Here is a 15,033-nt window from a genome sequence, read left to right on the forward strand (position 1 = left end):
TGTCCTTACTGCAATTCAAAGCTTTCTTCGTTTAAATATACAACATTGATAGAAAATAGAATGAAGAGACATATGAATGCACTTGTCAAAAATGTAAGCTTAAATCCAAAATGGTCACATGACCACCCAACAATCGGTGAGATCACAATAGCTGTTAGCGCAATACCAAAGCTTCGTAAAGACATCAAAGTTGCACGGCTAGTACTTTCAATTTCTTTTTGGAAACAAGAATTGTACGATGTATTGTTTATATTCGATAACGCTTCACAAAGAACATATAATCCCCATGCGGCAAACACATGATCAAGAAAAACAATCATTATCGAAAAAATAATCGCGGAAAGGATTGGAAGCCCTTTAACTGTAAAACCATATCCAAACTTTTGATTCAATTTTTGAGTGAACATACCTGCTACAGCACTTATCAAAAGTGGCATACCTGTTAATATACCCATTTCAAATTCTGGAATGCTCTGGCTCCTTAATATGACTGAATAGTAGTCTTCATATGGTAAAAAGATGATTGCTATAATAGAAGGCAATAAAAGTAGATATACAATTTTTCTATTTTTAATTGCCTTTTTTAAAGACACTTTTATGTCATTTTGTTTTCTGCTCATTTTTGTTAAAGAGGTTTCCCTGAACTGGAATATACAGAGCAATGAAAGGAATTGCATAAGAATGTCAAAATAAAAAACTATATCGTATCTAAAAGTCGCCAGAAAACCACCGATTATGCCCGATAATCCGATTGATGTATAAAACAAACACTTGTCAATACTTAACCAGAAGTCCATTTTATTCGGTGAAGACTTTAAGATAGATTCATTGAAAATACAATCTGCAGTTCCTGAAAGAAATGCATATGCGATTCCCCTCAATACTGATCCCAAAAATAGAACAATGAAAGATCTAGAAAACAAGGTGATGAATAAAAATAGTATAAAGACACTCTGACCAAAGATTCCACATTTCTTTCTCCCCAGCTTATCCGATATAAAACCGCTGGGAATCTCAAACAAGAGTTTTGATAATTGATAAACGCCCAATAAAGATCCTGCTTGTGTTAACGTTATCTCTTGTTGAGTCAAATAAAGTGTATAAATAAATGCTAACGGAGATAAATTTGTCAAAAAATCATAAATTAGAAAAACATAAATGTTAGCTTTATATCTCATAAAAGTTTTTCTCAATCACATCTTGCAGAATTTGAATGATGAAATTTTCCATTTCTATTTTACATTGTTTATTATTTTTGAGTTTACAGCCACCGCCACAAATTGGACCTAAATGGCATTTTAAACATTTGGGTATATCTGTGAAATAATGTTCATCTTGAATATCAGAAATAATGTAATCTTTATTACCACAAGATTCTGTACATGAATACGGAACGCCTTCATAATCATATAAAATAATACTATTACTATTACAGTAATCAAATAAAGGTAATACAAAATTGTCATCATAAATCATCGCCAACATCTGATTTAAAGGGGGATACACTAACTCTATATTCTCATGTTTATTGCAGACTCTGTTAATTCTTTTTATTAATTCAGTTTTATCTGAAATTGTTGACCTATTACTTAACAATCCTCGATTGTTCTCTACAAAGTATAGTTTTACATTATGATCTTTACAAAGTGCATTATTTTCAATAAATTCCACGATTTTATATTCATTTTCTATGCCTATATTAGATCTAATGATTACTGGAAAGCTTTCATTATCTAATAATTCAATATTTTCTCTTATTCGTTTAAAAGTTCCTTTATGATTTTTTGTTATTCGTGTTGAGTCATGAACACTTTCATTACCATCGATTGTAATAATAAATTCTTCAAGTACACTTTTAAATTTTAAAAAAAGATTTAAAAACGGCTTGATTGTAAAACCGTTAGTTATAATCCTAACTCTTATATCAAGTTTCAAAGCAAAAGAAAATATTCTTTTTAAATTAGCATAATTATCAATTAATAATGGTTCCCCACCATATAAGGTAAGAACAAAGTCAAATTCATTATGAATTAAAGTCAATCTCTCTAAAATTTTCTCGAGTACTTTTGCTTCTATTTGATTTCCGCTTTTATCTTGTTCAAAACAATAGATACAATCAAAATTACAATTATATGAAAAAACTAAATAGACATTCTTAATTCTTTTTCTAATTTTCTTATATTCGCATAATTGAGATAACAAAATCTTTTCTTCATTTTGTTTAGTGTCCGTTAAATATTTTCTACTTAAAAGTAATTCATAATCTTGATTTCTTATTTCAGAGAATTCTCCATTTTTTATCATGCTAAATACAGAATTAGGTATTATATCTAAATATCCATAAATTGTATGGAACAAAACCATATATTCATTATGTGGTATAGAAATCATGTATTTCGTCAGCTTTAATTCTTTCATGATAATTCTCCTTTATAGCTACATTTAATAACTTTTCAAAATCATGACATTGACCGCCTTGACTTGACACAGTAAAACTATTATTTATCATTCTACCAACACATCCTCCTCCGCAAAGATATCTAAATTTGCATAATCTACATTTTTTTATCATAGAAATTTTTCGTAATTTCCATAATGAATCAAGCAATAAAGAATTATCTGGATTAATTTTATAATGGCTAAGCCCAATACCCCACCAGCATTTATATATGCCGCCATATAAATCAAATAAATATTGATTCTTAGAAGATGCGCACTTTCTTAATGCAGGATAAAATGTAACATCATCAAAGATTGACTCTACAAGTTCTCGTCCTATATACGCTATATTTATCTGCTTTAATACCTTGTGTTTCTTTGCTAATTCATAAATTAGGCTTAAAGCTTCATAATCTTCCATGACATTTTTCTTTCCCATACAACCTTCATCTTCTAATAAAAAAATATAAGGATTGAAGTTAGGATAGTTAAAAAAAATGTTGAATTTCGTGAGCTAAATTTGGAAGTTTAAATATATTATCTTTATCAACATTGATCCTCAAATCTACATTAATATTCGAATCTAATAATAATTTAATAGAGTTTTTAATTATATGATATGTCCCATCGCCATTTTTTCTCATTCTTCGACTATCATGTGTCTGCATATCTCCATCTAAAGTAAGTTGAACTGAGGTTAAATTCGGAGTATTAATTATTTCATTATATTCTTTAATTGTAAGCCCATTAGTAACAATGTTATACATGTATCCCGAATCGCGGCATTTATATACAAACTTTTTAATTAGTTATCTATTCTCTATTAATAGAGGTTCCCCACCCATTAATGTTATTACTATTTCATCATTTCTATATTTAGAATGGTTTTCAATTTCTAACTTTCTAGTTTGCTCTGAAATAAATTTAAAAAATTCATCAACACATTGATCTAGTTCAACATTGCGCTGTATAAAATTAGCTTTTTGATAACAATAACTGCATTGCAAATTACAATCATAAGTTGGAATAAAAACATAGTTTGGACATTCTTTTATTTCATATTCATTAACTTTAGTTTCAATATGTTTCAAATAGTTTATATATTCATCTTTCGTCCAAAATAAAAAATTTCTAGATATAAGACATTCTATGATATCTGATTGTATGTCTTCAAATTTATTATTCTTTAAGTTTGTTTCTAAATTCCTATCTATTACATCCGCTAATCCATTAATCAAATTAATTATAATAGTGTTATCTTTATCACAATTTACATACATAATTTAATTAATTAATTTCATTTTAATACTCCTTTTAAATACGGAAAGACATTATTGTTTTAGATATTGCCTATTCTGACAAAGACGTCAACATATTGAATAAAAAAGTACTTCGTTACTACTGAAAAGCCATTCAAATTCGAAATTTAGCAGCTAAAGTAAAAGCCTTCTTTGAGCAAATTTTCACTCAATTAATAATTTATTTACATTTATGATAAATACATTTAAATTTTTTGCTATTATCGATATTATTTTTTTTTGTTTAAGGATTTCATTTTGTGCCTCCTATATAGATCAATAATTATAAATCAACAATAATGCTCTCCGTCACCTTTGTTATATACCTTTTAATTTTATTTTTCAAGAAATATTTCCTTATTTATTACATTTAAATGGTGCCTCAGGTGAAAAAATTATAAATAATTTCTCAAAATGGTAAAAAAATTATAGAATATAATAAATCATGTAAGGAGAAAATCGATATGGTTACTATTGGAGAATATATTCAGATAAAGCGATTGCAGAAAAAGCTTTCTGTTCATGAATTATGTGTTGATATTTGTTCACCTTCTACCTTAAGCAAAATAGAGAATAATCAAATCAATGCAAAAGATGAAATTATTAATTCTTTACTTTTGAAAGTCGGTAAATATGATAAAGAGATGATTATTGAAAACACGAAGGAAATAGAAAATATTTGCAATGACTATTTTGAACGACTCAAAATAAACCAAGATAGAGATGCCATCTATTCCGAAATCATGGATAAAGCAGAACTCTTTTTAAATTCGCTTCACTTGCTTACATTCTATATAGCAAAAATTTATAAAGCCTACAATTTATTTGATTTGAAACAAATTGCAGTAAATAATGATGCTCTAAGCTTATTAAATCAATATAAACAATTTTGTAACCCGGATGAATTATACTTTTATCACCTCGTTTTTGTGATTCATAATTCAAATATTAAAGATAGAGTGCATCAATTCAATACGAATATTTCTTCCGATGAAATTGGATGGCATCAATATTTTTTAGCGGACGATATGTTTCATTTAGGCAAGTATCTAGAATGTATTCAATATAGTCAATCAGCTTTTCAGTTGGCATGTGAAACATGTAATATTCAGATGATGTATGGTTGTACCCTACTTTTAATGCTTTGTATATTAGAACAGAAGCAAACAAACACTAAACAGTTAAACCATTATTTAAATCAATTAAAAAATCTGTCTTATTATTTGAACTATAATTTTGATGAAATAATTAATTATAATATTGGAAGTACGTATTTAGCACAGAATAAAATAGATGAAGCTTATACTTATCTACAAAAATTGGAAGCTATGTCGTTTAAAGAGGAAAAATATTCTTTCTTATTACATCACAAATTAGCATATTTATATACATCTATGAATCTAATATCAAAAGCTAAAAAACACATCGAAGCAATGACAAATTGCTTAGACCAACAAGAAAGTCATCAAACTAAAGTATGTGAAAACATTATTTCATCACTTAACATAAAATTAAACAATATAGATTACGAAGATAATCCTGTATATCAAAAAAATATTGAATATATTTTTCAACATGCTGAAGCTGCCTTTTCTTTTGGTTTAAAAAAATTTTATTTTTCGGATATAGAACATGTTTATTTAAAACAACGTCGATATAAAGATTTATATCTATTGTATAAAGAAAATCTGAAAGAATAACACTACATTTATAAAAGAGCCATAATGGGCTCCCATTTGGGAGTCTTTTTTTACAAGAGAGATATTTTCTAACAGGATCAAAATAAGGCAAACAAAAAAGAGCCGGACACATCCGACTCTATAAGGTTTTGAATTATTCAGCTTTTCCGGCAGAACCGAAGAAGTTTGTCATCATTTCTTTTACTAATTCAGTGATGGCATCAGCTCCTGGTTTCAACAGTTTACGAGGATCGTAACCTTTTCCTTCCTGATCTTTTCCGGCTTCGATGTATTTACGAGTAGCATCTGCAAATACAAGCTGGCATTCTGTATTTACGTTAACTTTAGAAACACCTAAATCAATGGCTTTCTTAACTTGTTCACGAGGAATACCTGAACCACCGTGTAATACTAATGGTTTACCGTTTGTAGAAGCCTGGATTTCAGCTAAACGATCAAAGCTCAAACCAGCCCAGTTTGCAGGGTATTTTCCATGGATGTTACCGATACCGGCAGCTAAGAAATCTACACCCAATTCGGCAATAATCTTACATTCTTCAGGATCAGCTAATTCACCGGCAGAAACGACACCGTCTTCTTCACCGCCGATTCCACCAACTTCACATTCAATAGACAATCCTTTTGAATGAGCTAATTCGATCATTTCTTTTGATTTAGCCAAGTTTTCTTCGAAATCATAGTGAGAACCATCAAACATTACAGAAGTGAATCCAGCTTCAATAGCAGCTTTAGCTCCTTCGTAAGTTCCATGATCCAAATGGATTGCTACAGGAACAGTGATTCCCATATAATCGTGGATTTCTTTAACCATTGCAACAACAGTCTTGAATCCGCACATATATTTTGCAGCACCTTCAGAAACACCCAACATAACTGGTGACTTTACTTCTTCAGCAGCTGCCAGAATTGCTTTTGTCCATTCAAGGTTGTTGATGTTAAAGGCACCGATCGCATAATGTCCTTCATGTGCCTTGTTGATCATTTCAGTAGCAGATACTAACATAATTTCAATTTCCTCCTTTATGTTTTGCTATGTCTATTTTACTCCAAATGTAAGCATTTGAAAAGAATTAACGTCTGGATTCCCCGGATAATTTACAAATCACTGCCAAACTTTTGATTCTTTCCAGAATTCGTAAAGCACTGACCTTAGAGTTTGGCTCCCCCCGAATGATATATTGATTCAAAAGTTCCTCTAAAGCATAGTTACTGGTAAAATACGTCTTCTTTTTATGATTCATCCGATATTCCAGGATTGGCAGTAAGATCTCATCTCTTGTCCAGGCACTTAAAGCCTCGGCACCGATATCATCTAAGAACACAATGTCAGAAAACTTCAACGCATTCATCTGTTTTTGCCGAAAGTCATTATCGTACATCGCTTGCTTTAATTCACTGATAAACTGTGGCATTTTCACAAAGGAAACGCTCTTTTGATTCTGCGCGTAATAATTGGCCATGCCGATACAAAGATACGTCTTGCCAACCCCAGGCTGTCCATGAAGGAATACACCTTTATCCCTCTCTATTGACTCCAGCATTTTTTCATAAACCATTAAATATTCCATGCTTTGATTATCTGTCATGCCTTTTAAATCAATTTCTAATTCTTGATAGCTTAAATGGCTGAGTCGATAATTTCTTTCATGCTCGTGTTTCTTTTCATCCTTCTTTTTATATTTGCAGGAAACAAAATTTTGAATTAAAAATCCGCTTTCATCAAATTCTAATGTTTTGACTTTTCCCTGTAACGGTTGACTACATTGAAACAATCCCTGACAGTGTTTACATTTATCTAATGTTTCCTGCCACATAAAAAAATCAGAAGCATGCTTTTTTAAAAAGTCGATATCCTTTTGATGCTGCTTTAAAAAATGAAGGATGCGTGCATCTTCCAACAACGGTTTATATAGATCTTCTGTAATCTTTGATGCCACTTTAATTTTCTCCATGGTTTGTTTCTCCCAATTTTTCTTGCAGACGGGCAATTCTTGCCTTTAATTCTTCATCCGGCTCTGTCTGCTTTGTATCCGCATACCATTCCGGTACGTTTTCCACTTTTGTGTTTTTATAACTGATGGTTTGTTCCATCGCCTTTTCTTTGGTATCGATCTTTAAACGTGCCCAGGAACTGGCCACTTTCTCCACAAAGGATCGACTGAACTTTTGATCGGTCGCCTTTAAGGCATAGTCGATCAGCACATTGATGACTTCTGCCGGCAAACGATAATCTACCATCATCTTCTCCAATAAGAGCTTATCCGCTCTGGCAACCGGCATACCGTTTTGTTTTTGCTGCAGATAGGCAATTGGTGAAAGTGTATATGGATCCTGCGAATTTGTATGAAGATCCTGTGCGGCAATCACCTTGTTTCGCAACCCTTCAAAATCAATCTTTGTTTTTTGCGGATCAATGCTTAAAGACAAATAACGCCGCATATTTTTTTCATCAATGCCAAAGATACGCGCTAAATCATAGATACGCTCCAAATTTTGTCTTGTGCGAAGACGTTGTGGTATCACGCGTTCCATCCCTTTAAACAACACATTAAAGTCAAAGGGATAGGCTGTATTGGAAGGAATATGAATCTGCGTTTTATCTAATGCTTCTTCCTTTTTAGAAGTCCAGTTTTCTAAGATCGATACATCTAAAGGTTCACTGATGTTGACCATGGTTTTCGTACACAAAGATTCTTTCGAAAAGAAAAGCTTCATACGATCTAACTGTGAAGAACCTTCTTTTTCCAAAAAGATCCTTGAATAAATATCATGCTGTAAAAAGAGTTGCGGATCTTTGGGCGACTGTAAAATAAATAAGTATTCAGCTTTGATTGTCTCCCGATATGTCTGTAAGAGATTATATTGTTCCAGCTGCTTACGAGCATATTCAAACCTGGTTGGACTTAAATGCACGATTTTCTGTACATCTTGTAAATCATAAAGTTGTTCTTTTTTAGATAATGTGGAAAAAACATCATACAAACATTGTGCCTCTTTTCCAATCAAAGCTCCATACAATAGATGCAGCGAATCTCTTTGTTGTTCCGAAAGTGAAAAAGGCATTTGAATACGACAAGTTTCTCGACTCATGCAAGGCTCCTTTCTAAATGGAGCTTGACTTGTTCTCTTAGCTGTTCCAAGGTGCCATTGTTATAAAGGATCACATCACTTTGCTGCATCTTGATGACCGGAGAATACTGACAGGCTAAACGTGCTTTAGCATTCTCTCTGGTGATATGCCTTTTTGTTTCCAGTCTTTGTAACGCTACTTCTTCATCACAGACAACACACCAGATCTCATCAAAAAGATCTTCCATATGCGATTCAAACAATAAAGGAACTTCTACAAAAACTAATGTATTTTCCTGTTCTTCGATCCATTCCTGCATACTTTCCACGATCAGTGGATGTAAGATCGACTCCACTTTTTGTTTATAAGCTTTATCGGTAAACATGCATTGTGCAAATGCCGGTTTATCAATGTTCTTTTTTTCATCTAAAGGAATTTTTATTTCTTTTACTAATTGCCGATATCCCTTGTATCCTTTTTCAATCAGCTGTCTATTGACTTGATCGACATCTAAAACCGGGAAATTCTCTTTTAACATGGACGATACCATGGATTTCCCCGATCCCATGCTTCCGGTAATGGCAATTATTTTCTTTTTTGACATTTTGGGCATAAATACGTCCCCCTTTGCGATACGATGATCTTTCGTATAGTTGTCTCACAGTTTGGACAAGGCTTACCAGCCTGTGCATGTACTTTTAACTTTAACTGAAACAACCCGGTAACACCAAGACTGGATGTATAGCTGCGAATGGTCGTTCCTCCGGCTTTCATAGCCCCTTTCATGATCCTTTTTGTATGAAATGCCAGATTTTCGCAATCTTTTTTAGAAATTCTTGCACTGCGGGAACGTGGATCCAAACCACACGCAAAACAAATTTCATCGGCATAGATATTACCGATGCCGGCTACAATGCTTTGATCCAGCAGGCACGATTTTAAATTCTTTTTTAACGGATGTATTTTCTGATACAGATACGCTCCATCCAATCGTGGATCCAGAACATCATAACCCAGCTTTTCAAAACAAGGATGGGAAAATGGATCATTATTGTGAGTGTACACCTGCATACGGCCAAACTTACGTGTATCATGATAGCACATCCATCTACCATCGCTTAGACGAAAACGAATGTGAACGTGCTTATCCTGTGAAGGCTGCTTCAACAAATAAAACTTACCTTCCATGCGTAAATGCACTACCAGATCATAGTCATCCAGGACGAATAAAAGATATTTCCCCCAGCGAAGAAACTTTCGAAAGTGCTGGCCGGTAAGTCGTTTGATAAAGGCTTCCGGGGTAGTATGTTCCACGATTTTAGGATATACGACCTGCACTTCTTCGATTTGTAAATCGTGAATCTGTACTTCCAACGTGGAAATCACAGTTTGTACTTCAGGTGCTTCCGGCATTTACTTAGCCTCGTACCATGTTTTACCGGATTGAATGCTGGCCTTTAAAGGAACTCTCAGTTCCATCGCATTCTCCATGGCTTCTTTGACAAGTGCTTTCATCTGATCTAATTCTTCTTCCGGCACTTCAAAGATCAATTCATCGTGAATCTGTAAAAGCATTTTTGATTTCACATTGGCTTTTTTCATAGCTTCATTCACACGAATCATGGCAATCTTGATCAAATCCGCAGCACTTCCCTGAATTGGTGCATTCATCGCAGCCCGTTTTCCGAATTCCCTTGTCATAAAGTTTTTATCGTTAATTTCCGGAATCATACGACGGCGATGGAATAAGGTTTCTACATATCCGTTTTCTTTACATTGTTCAATCAAAGTATTCATAAACTGATGAATGTTGGGATAACTGGCAAAATAGGAATCCATAAATTCAGTGGCTTCTTTTCGTGAAATCTTTAATTGTGTAGAAAGTCCGAAAGCGGTCTGTCCATATACAATACCAAAATTGACCGTCTTGGCAATACGACGCATACTGCTATCGACTTCATCGCTTTGACAGTGAAAAATCAAAGTGGCTGTCTTATTGTGAATATCGACATCCTCTTGAAATGCCTGAATCATATGCGTTTCATTGGCCATGTGCGCCAGCATTCTCAACTCGATCTGAGAATAGTCCGCCGACAACAAAACATGTCCTTCCTTAGCCACAAATGCCTTACGGATCTCGCGTCCTTCTTCATCACGAACACTGATATTTTGCAGGTTTGGATCACTGCTGGAAAGACGTCCTGTCTGTGTCATAGTTTGATTAAATGTCGTATGGATCTTTTGATCCGGTTGGATGTGTTTTTTCAATCCCTCAATGTAGGTGGACATGATCTTGGAAAACTTCCGATACTCCAACAAACTTTCAATAATCGGATGAACGCCGCGCAGTTTTTCCAATACTTCCGCACTGGTGCTTCGCTTACGTCCTCCACCCTTTAAGCCTAAATCATCGTACAAGACCGAAGCTAACTGTTTTGGTGAATTGATATTAAAGATCTTATCGGCATATCCATAAATTTCATTGGATAGTTCTTTCATCTTAAAAGAAGTGGCCTGCCCGATCTCATCCAGTGTATGCTCATCAATATAGATACCCTCATTTTCCATATGGTATAAGATCGGAATCAGAGGCTTTTCAATATTTTCATAAAGCTCCATCAAATTATCTTCTTTCAGCTTTTCTAAGATCGACTTTTCCTTCTTGGCAAGCTCTTCAGTAAACACCTGCATGACCGGAACCATTCTTTGTTCGGCATACGCTTCCACGCTCTTTTGTTTTTTGGAAAGATCATGAAAGCTTTCCGGCAGTTGAACATGTAAAGCTAACACCAATGCATCAAGATCGGTTGCCTGCGAATGCAAAAGGAAGCAGGCGATATGCAAATCTTCTTTAAAATCAACTGTTGTAAATCCATACCGGTCTAATAAATGATTTGTTTCTTTAACATCCCATGTGTGCAGATCCTTTCGCCGCAAAAGTTTTTTAAAGCCGGCATCTTCTAAGGCATCCTCTACGCGAAGATAGAGAATTTCTTCTTTATACGGGATCATAAAACCATACAGCTTCTGAATCAAAAAGCTCTCCTTGGTGCATACCGGCATCAACAACAAATCTTCTTCATCTATATCGATGGAAGTTACATTTTTGATCGGCCATGCACTTTTAGAAGCTTGCGTTGTCGTTGTCATCAACGAGCGCATTTCATACTTTTTATAAAAATCATTGACAGACTCTTTATAGCCCTCAAAAGAAACTTGACCGATTTCAAAAGGAAGTTCAACATTCGTATAAATCGTTGCCAGTTCCTTGGACATAAACGCATTGTCTTTATCCTTTTCCAGCTTTTCTTTCAGTTTTCCTTTGATTTCATCAATATGCGCATATACATTTTCTACACTTGCGTATTGTTGAAGCAGTTTGGTTGCGGTTTTCTCACCGACTCCGGCTACCCCCGGTATATTATCGCTGGAATCTCCCATCAATCCTTTTAAATCTATGATCTGAAGTGGCTGCAATCCATATTTTTCTTCGAAATGAGCCGCATCCATCAATTCCATATCCGTAATTCCTTTTTTCATCAACAGAACGCTTGTCGAAGCATCCACCAGCTGCAACAAGTCTCTGTCACTGGTCAAGATCGTGGTCTGTACTTCCGGATGACTTTTGGCCATCGAACCGATAATATCATCGGCTTCATAGCCTTCGATCTCATAGCGGCAAATACCGGCCGTATCTAAAAATTCACGTGCAATCGGGAATTGAACGATCAGTTCTTCATCGATTGGCTTACGCGTTCCTTTATACGCTTCAAATTTGTCATGACGAAATGTTTTCTTACCAGCATCCCATGCGACCAAAATTCCATCAGGTTCGATCGTTTCAATGGCCTTGTTGAGCATCATGATAAAGCCAAAGATCGCATTGGTGGGAATCCCGTTGGAAGTCGTCATTCTGTGGGAATATAGCGTAGCGTAATAAGCACGAAACAACATTGAATTTCCATCTAATAAAAGTAATTTTTTCATAATATCACCATTCCAGAACTAATTGTACCACATCGATAAAAAAAAGAAGAAATGAGTACACTCATTTCCGCATAAAGCGCAATTTCTTATAGCGCGATCGTTCCATTTTTAAGATTCGATTTTGACGAATCGTAGTGTATCGATCCATGACCCCCAAAACATATTCCAGTCCCAATAATAGTAGTCCGTTAAGAATCCATGAAAAGAAACCAAAGGTATAAAGCCATTGTTTAAATGGGATCGAAAGCATGCCTGTCCACGAAAAGAAAATGAAACAAACAATATCCTGCAAAAGCATCAATACAAACACCCATAAGGTTCTATATAACAGGCGATCTTTGATCCAGGGATACAAAAGTCCACATACATAGCCAAAACACGTATAAAGAATCGTATGCAGTGGAAAACCCTGTGTAAAAAAGAAATCCGTTACGATGCCACACAGAAAAGATAACAGGATGCGCGTGAGCCACGGTTGCGATACCACCAGCAACATCAAAGCCATGAATCCCAGATGACTGATAAAGCTCATATGCGCATAAGTGAAATCCGATGGCCATACAAAGGCGAAAAAGTCATCGATCAATAGACAGCTCAGAATAAAGATCAAACTGGTTCTTAGTTTCATTCCACTCGCCCGCTTCCTATGACTGTAACATAGTTAAAACTGCTGATATTTGAAACAGGCTTGACATAGATCGTTGAAATGATGGCATCATCATTGGTTTCCATATCACTGACTTGTCCCAGATAAATACCACTCGGATAATTTCCGCCTCTTCCTGAGGTCGAAACCTCCTGTCCCTGTGTAACTGTTGCCTCGTTGTCAAATAAAGAAACTCGATACGCTCTGTGACTTGTATCGTAGCGCTCCAGTACACCTTCAATGGTCGTTCCATCTTCCAAGGCAATGCTGATGGCGATATCATTGATCAAATCTTCACTGGTCAAAAGCCGTACGGTTGAAGTCGCGCTTTGTACCTCTTCAATCAATCCAACAGCTCCCTGTGATGTACAGACAATCATATTTTCCTGTACGCCCTGCGAGGAACCAGCCGAAATCGTAACCGTCTGATCCCACGCTTCGGTATCTCTTTCCAGAACATGTGCCGTGATCTTTGTCGCATCTTTCAGCGTTCCATTCAATTCTGCCAGCTCTTCCAGTTCTTTATTTCGATTGCGTTGCTCTTCATACAATGTCTTATAGCTTTTCTGCATAGCAAGCTCTTCATTTAAATACTGGTTATCTTCATAGACATGCCATAAGTTTGACAAATCACTAAATACATTAGTCAAAGAAGTTAAAGGATAGTCAATCAACCCATATTTAATATATGTCCATGCGCTGTATCCCATATTCGATAACGCATTTTGTCTTAATCCTAACATTGCGCATCCAATCACCAGTAAAACAATGTTGGCAATTAGTAAAATACGTTGTAAACGTGTAAATCGTTTCATGGCGTTCCCCCAAGCTATCTTCCATTATAATAGGAATCACTCAATCATTCAATCGAGATATTGATGTTGTTTAAAGGAGAACCAGTCTTTGTTCCCTACGATCACATGATCTAAAAGTTGTATGCCGGATAAAAGTGCAAGTTCATATATCCGTTTTGTGAATTCAATATCCTGCGGACTTGGTGTGATATCACCACTGGGATGATTGTGGACCATGATCAGAGAATGTGCTTTATAGATAAAGGCATCATGAAAAATATCACGTGGATGCACACAGCTTTCCGTCAATGTACCAACATACAAGATCTTATGTGTGATGATTCTTCCTTTGGCATTTAAATACACCACTACAAAATGCTCCTGATCCTTTAAACCGATTTCCATTTGAAACCAGGTTGCAAGATCTTTAGGCTCTAAAATAGAGGCTCCATAATTTTTCTTCTTTAAGGCACGTTTACATAGTTCAATGCCTGTTAAGATCTGCAATGCCTTTACGTGTTTTATTCCCTTTATTTCCATTAAATCCTCCACTCTTAAATCAAACAGTTTTTCTAGGTTGTCACACTTACACATTACATCCTTTGCCAAATCAAATACACTTCGATTCTTACTTCCACTTTGTAGAAGCAGCGCCAAAATCTCCAAATCACTTAGAGATTCCAACCCATAGCTTAATGCTTTTTCTCTGGGTCTTAAATTAGTTTCTAATTCTTTGATCTTCATATTATATAAATACGAAAAATAATTGAAAAACTATTAAAAAGTTTTGAAGTTTTTTGATATTTTGATCCATTTACACATAAACCTAGAAAAAAAGATTGAAAAGATCATACGTATTGAACAATCATTTTCAATCATTTGTACAAATATTCATTAGGTTTTAGCAACACAGCTCTGTAGGAAATTTAGTACAATTATCCATCAAATTTATGCCAGAATTAGGCCAAGCACAAAAAAAGTCCTTTATGTAAAGGACTTATAGACATATGGGGCGGCTGACGCGATTCGAACGCGCGAATGACGGAGCCACAATCCGCTGTGTTAACCACTTCACCACAACCGCCATAAAGTGCGCCTG

The 15,033-nt window shown here is 34.9% G+C and carries 15 protein-coding genes and 1 tRNA gene; 1 reads left to right on the forward strand and 15 read right to left on the reverse strand.

The window, feature by feature from the left end:
• Positions 1 to 5 precede the first annotated feature (5 nt).
• The 5 genes from ACTQX6_RS05130 to ACTQX6_RS05150 are packed head-to-tail and all read right to left on the reverse strand — an operon-like array spanning position 6 to position 3,719.
• The gene (locus tag ACTQX6_RS05130) at positions 6 to 1,178 is read right to left on the reverse strand and encodes an MFS transporter (RefSeq protein ID WP_441657349.1); all 1,173 of its coding nucleotides are present in this window, start codon (positions 1,176 to 1,178) and stop codon (positions 6 to 8) included.
• Positions 1,168 to 2,418: a radical SAM protein gene (locus tag ACTQX6_RS05135; protein ID WP_294689249.1), complete on the reverse strand. Its 1,251-nt coding sequence runs from the start codon at positions 2,416 to 2,418 to the stop codon at positions 1,168 to 1,170. Before ACTQX6_RS05135 ends, ACTQX6_RS05130 begins: the two co-directional genes overlap by 11 nt.
• On the reverse strand, positions 2,372 to 2,878 hold the full coding sequence (locus tag ACTQX6_RS05140; protein WP_294689247.1) for an SPASM domain-containing protein: 507 nt from the start codon (positions 2,876 to 2,878) through the stop codon (positions 2,372 to 2,374). Before ACTQX6_RS05140 ends, ACTQX6_RS05135 begins: the two co-directional genes overlap by 47 nt.
• 49 nt (positions 2,879 to 2,927) lie before the next feature.
• Positions 2,928 to 3,206, reverse strand: coding sequence for a hypothetical protein (locus ACTQX6_RS05145; RefSeq protein ID WP_441657348.1), 279 nt, complete (start codon positions 3,204 to 3,206; stop codon positions 2,928 to 2,930).
• Positions 3,207 to 3,248: 42 nt separating this feature from the next.
• A complete protein-coding gene (locus ACTQX6_RS05150; RefSeq protein ID WP_441657706.1) occupies positions 3,249 to 3,719 on the reverse strand; it encodes a hypothetical protein in 471 nt (156 codons plus the stop codon).
• A 482-nt stretch (positions 3,720 to 4,201) separates the two neighbouring features.
• Between ACTQX6_RS05150 and ACTQX6_RS05155 the strand changes: the two genes are divergently transcribed.
• The gene (locus ACTQX6_RS05155) at positions 4,202 to 5,437 is read left to right on the forward strand and encodes a helix-turn-helix domain-containing protein (RefSeq protein WP_195221980.1); all 1,236 of its coding nucleotides are present in this window, start codon (positions 4,202 to 4,204) and stop codon (positions 5,435 to 5,437) included.
• A gap of 133 nt (positions 5,438 to 5,570) precedes the next feature.
• Here the strand turns inward: ACTQX6_RS05155 and fba are convergent, their stop codons facing one another.
• The 10 genes from fba to ACTQX6_RS05205 all read right to left on the reverse strand — a co-directional run bounded on the left by fba (position 5,571) and on the right by ACTQX6_RS05205 (position 15,018).
• Positions 5,571 to 6,443: a class II fructose-1,6-bisphosphate aldolase gene (gene fba, locus ACTQX6_RS05160; protein WP_027969080.1), complete on the reverse strand. Its 873-nt coding sequence runs from the start codon at positions 6,441 to 6,443 to the stop codon at positions 5,571 to 5,573.
• Positions 6,444 to 6,507: 64 nt separating this feature from the next.
• Positions 6,508 to 7,389, reverse strand: coding sequence for an ATP-binding protein (locus ACTQX6_RS05165; RefSeq protein WP_168966471.1), 882 nt, complete (start codon positions 7,387 to 7,389; stop codon positions 6,508 to 6,510).
• On the reverse strand, positions 7,376 to 8,527 hold the full coding sequence (locus ACTQX6_RS05170) for a DnaD domain protein (protein WP_117445293.1): 1,152 nt from the start codon (positions 8,525 to 8,527) through the stop codon (positions 7,376 to 7,378). The genes ACTQX6_RS05165 and ACTQX6_RS05170 overlap by 14 nt, the downstream gene beginning before the upstream one ends.
• Positions 8,524 to 9,120, reverse strand: a complete 597-nt coding sequence (coaE, locus tag ACTQX6_RS05175; protein ID WP_117445292.1) for a dephospho-CoA kinase — start codon at positions 9,118 to 9,120, stop codon at positions 8,524 to 8,526. The genes ACTQX6_RS05170 and coaE overlap by 4 nt, the downstream gene beginning before the upstream one ends.
• Positions 9,093 to 9,920, reverse strand: a complete 828-nt coding sequence (gene mutM, locus ACTQX6_RS05180) for a bifunctional DNA-formamidopyrimidine glycosylase/DNA-(apurinic or apyrimidinic site) lyase (RefSeq protein ID WP_195221982.1) — start codon at positions 9,918 to 9,920, stop codon at positions 9,093 to 9,095. The genes coaE and mutM overlap by 28 nt, the downstream gene beginning before the upstream one ends.
• Positions 9,921 to 12,494 (reverse strand): DNA polymerase I, encoded by a 2,574-nt coding sequence (polA, locus tag ACTQX6_RS05185; RefSeq protein ID WP_117445290.1) that lies wholly within the window; start codon positions 12,492 to 12,494, stop codon positions 9,921 to 9,923.
• Between the two features lie 61 nt (positions 12,495 to 12,555).
• A complete protein-coding gene (gene mreD / locus ACTQX6_RS05190) occupies positions 12,556 to 13,122 on the reverse strand; it encodes a rod shape-determining protein MreD (RefSeq protein ID WP_294686597.1) in 567 nt (188 codons plus the stop codon).
• On the reverse strand, positions 13,119 to 13,955 hold the full coding sequence (gene mreC, locus ACTQX6_RS05195) for a rod shape-determining protein MreC (protein WP_272001146.1): 837 nt from the start codon (positions 13,953 to 13,955) through the stop codon (positions 13,119 to 13,121). Before mreC ends, mreD begins: the two co-directional genes overlap by 4 nt.
• A 48-nt stretch (positions 13,956 to 14,003) precedes the next feature.
• On the reverse strand, positions 14,004 to 14,678 hold the full coding sequence (gene radC, locus ACTQX6_RS05200; RefSeq protein ID WP_117445287.1) for a RadC family protein: 675 nt from the start codon (positions 14,676 to 14,678) through the stop codon (positions 14,004 to 14,006).
• A 264-nt stretch (positions 14,679 to 14,942) separates the two neighbouring features.
• Positions 14,943 to 15,018, reverse strand: a tRNA-His gene (locus ACTQX6_RS05205).
• Positions 15,019 to 15,033: the final 15 nt, after the last annotated feature.

It is taken from the genome of Faecalicoccus sp. LCP19S3_E2 (genome assembly GCF_052121255.1).
Lineage (GTDB): Bacteria > Bacillota_I > Bacilli_A > Erysipelotrichales > Erysipelotrichaceae > Faecalicoccus.

Excerpts from the sequence above, each read along its gene's own strand:
- ACTQX6_RS05130 (WP_441657349.1), bottom strand. The coding sequence starts at position 1,178 with ATGAGATATAAAGCTAACATTTATGTTTTTCTAATTTATGATTTTTTG.
- ACTQX6_RS05135 (WP_294689249.1), bottom strand. The coding sequence starts at position 2,418 with ATGAAAGAATTAAAGCTGACGAAATACATGATTTCTATACCACATAAT.
- ACTQX6_RS05140 (WP_294689247.1), bottom strand. The coding sequence starts at position 2,878 with ATGGGAAAGAAAAATGTCATGGAAGATTATGAAGCTTTAAGCCTAATT.
- ACTQX6_RS05145 (WP_441657348.1), bottom strand. The coding sequence starts at position 3,206 with ATGTATAACATTGTTACTAATGGGCTTACAATTAAAGAATATAATGAA.
- ACTQX6_RS05150 (WP_441657706.1), bottom strand. The coding sequence starts at position 3,719 with ATGTATGTAAATTGTGATAAAGATAACACTATTATAATTAATTTGATT.
- ACTQX6_RS05155 (WP_195221980.1), top strand. The coding sequence starts at position 4,202 with ATGGTTACTATTGGAGAATATATTCAGATAAAGCGATTGCAGAAAAAG.
- ACTQX6_RS05165 (WP_168966471.1), bottom strand. The coding sequence starts at position 7,389 with ATGGAGAAAATTAAAGTGGCATCAAAGATTACAGAAGATCTATATAAA.
- ACTQX6_RS05170 (WP_117445293.1), bottom strand. The coding sequence starts at position 8,527 with ATGAGTCGAGAAACTTGTCGTATTCAAATGCCTTTTTCACTTTCGGAA.
- coaE (WP_117445292.1), bottom strand. The coding sequence starts at position 9,120 with ATGCCCAAAATGTCAAAAAAGAAAATAATTGCCATTACCGGAAGCATG.
- mutM (WP_195221982.1), bottom strand. The coding sequence starts at position 9,920 with ATGCCGGAAGCACCTGAAGTACAAACTGTGATTTCCACGTTGGAAGTA.
- polA (WP_117445290.1), bottom strand. The coding sequence starts at position 12,494 with ATGAAAAAATTACTTTTATTAGATGGAAATTCAATGTTGTTTCGTGCT.
- mreD (WP_294686597.1), bottom strand. The coding sequence starts at position 13,122 with ATGAAACTAAGAACCAGTTTGATCTTTATTCTGAGCTGTCTATTGATC.
- mreC (WP_272001146.1), bottom strand. The coding sequence starts at position 13,955 with ATGAAACGATTTACACGTTTACAACGTATTTTACTAATTGCCAACATT.
- radC (WP_117445287.1), bottom strand. The coding sequence starts at position 14,678 with ATGAAGATCAAAGAATTAGAAACTAATTTAAGACCCAGAGAAAAAGCA.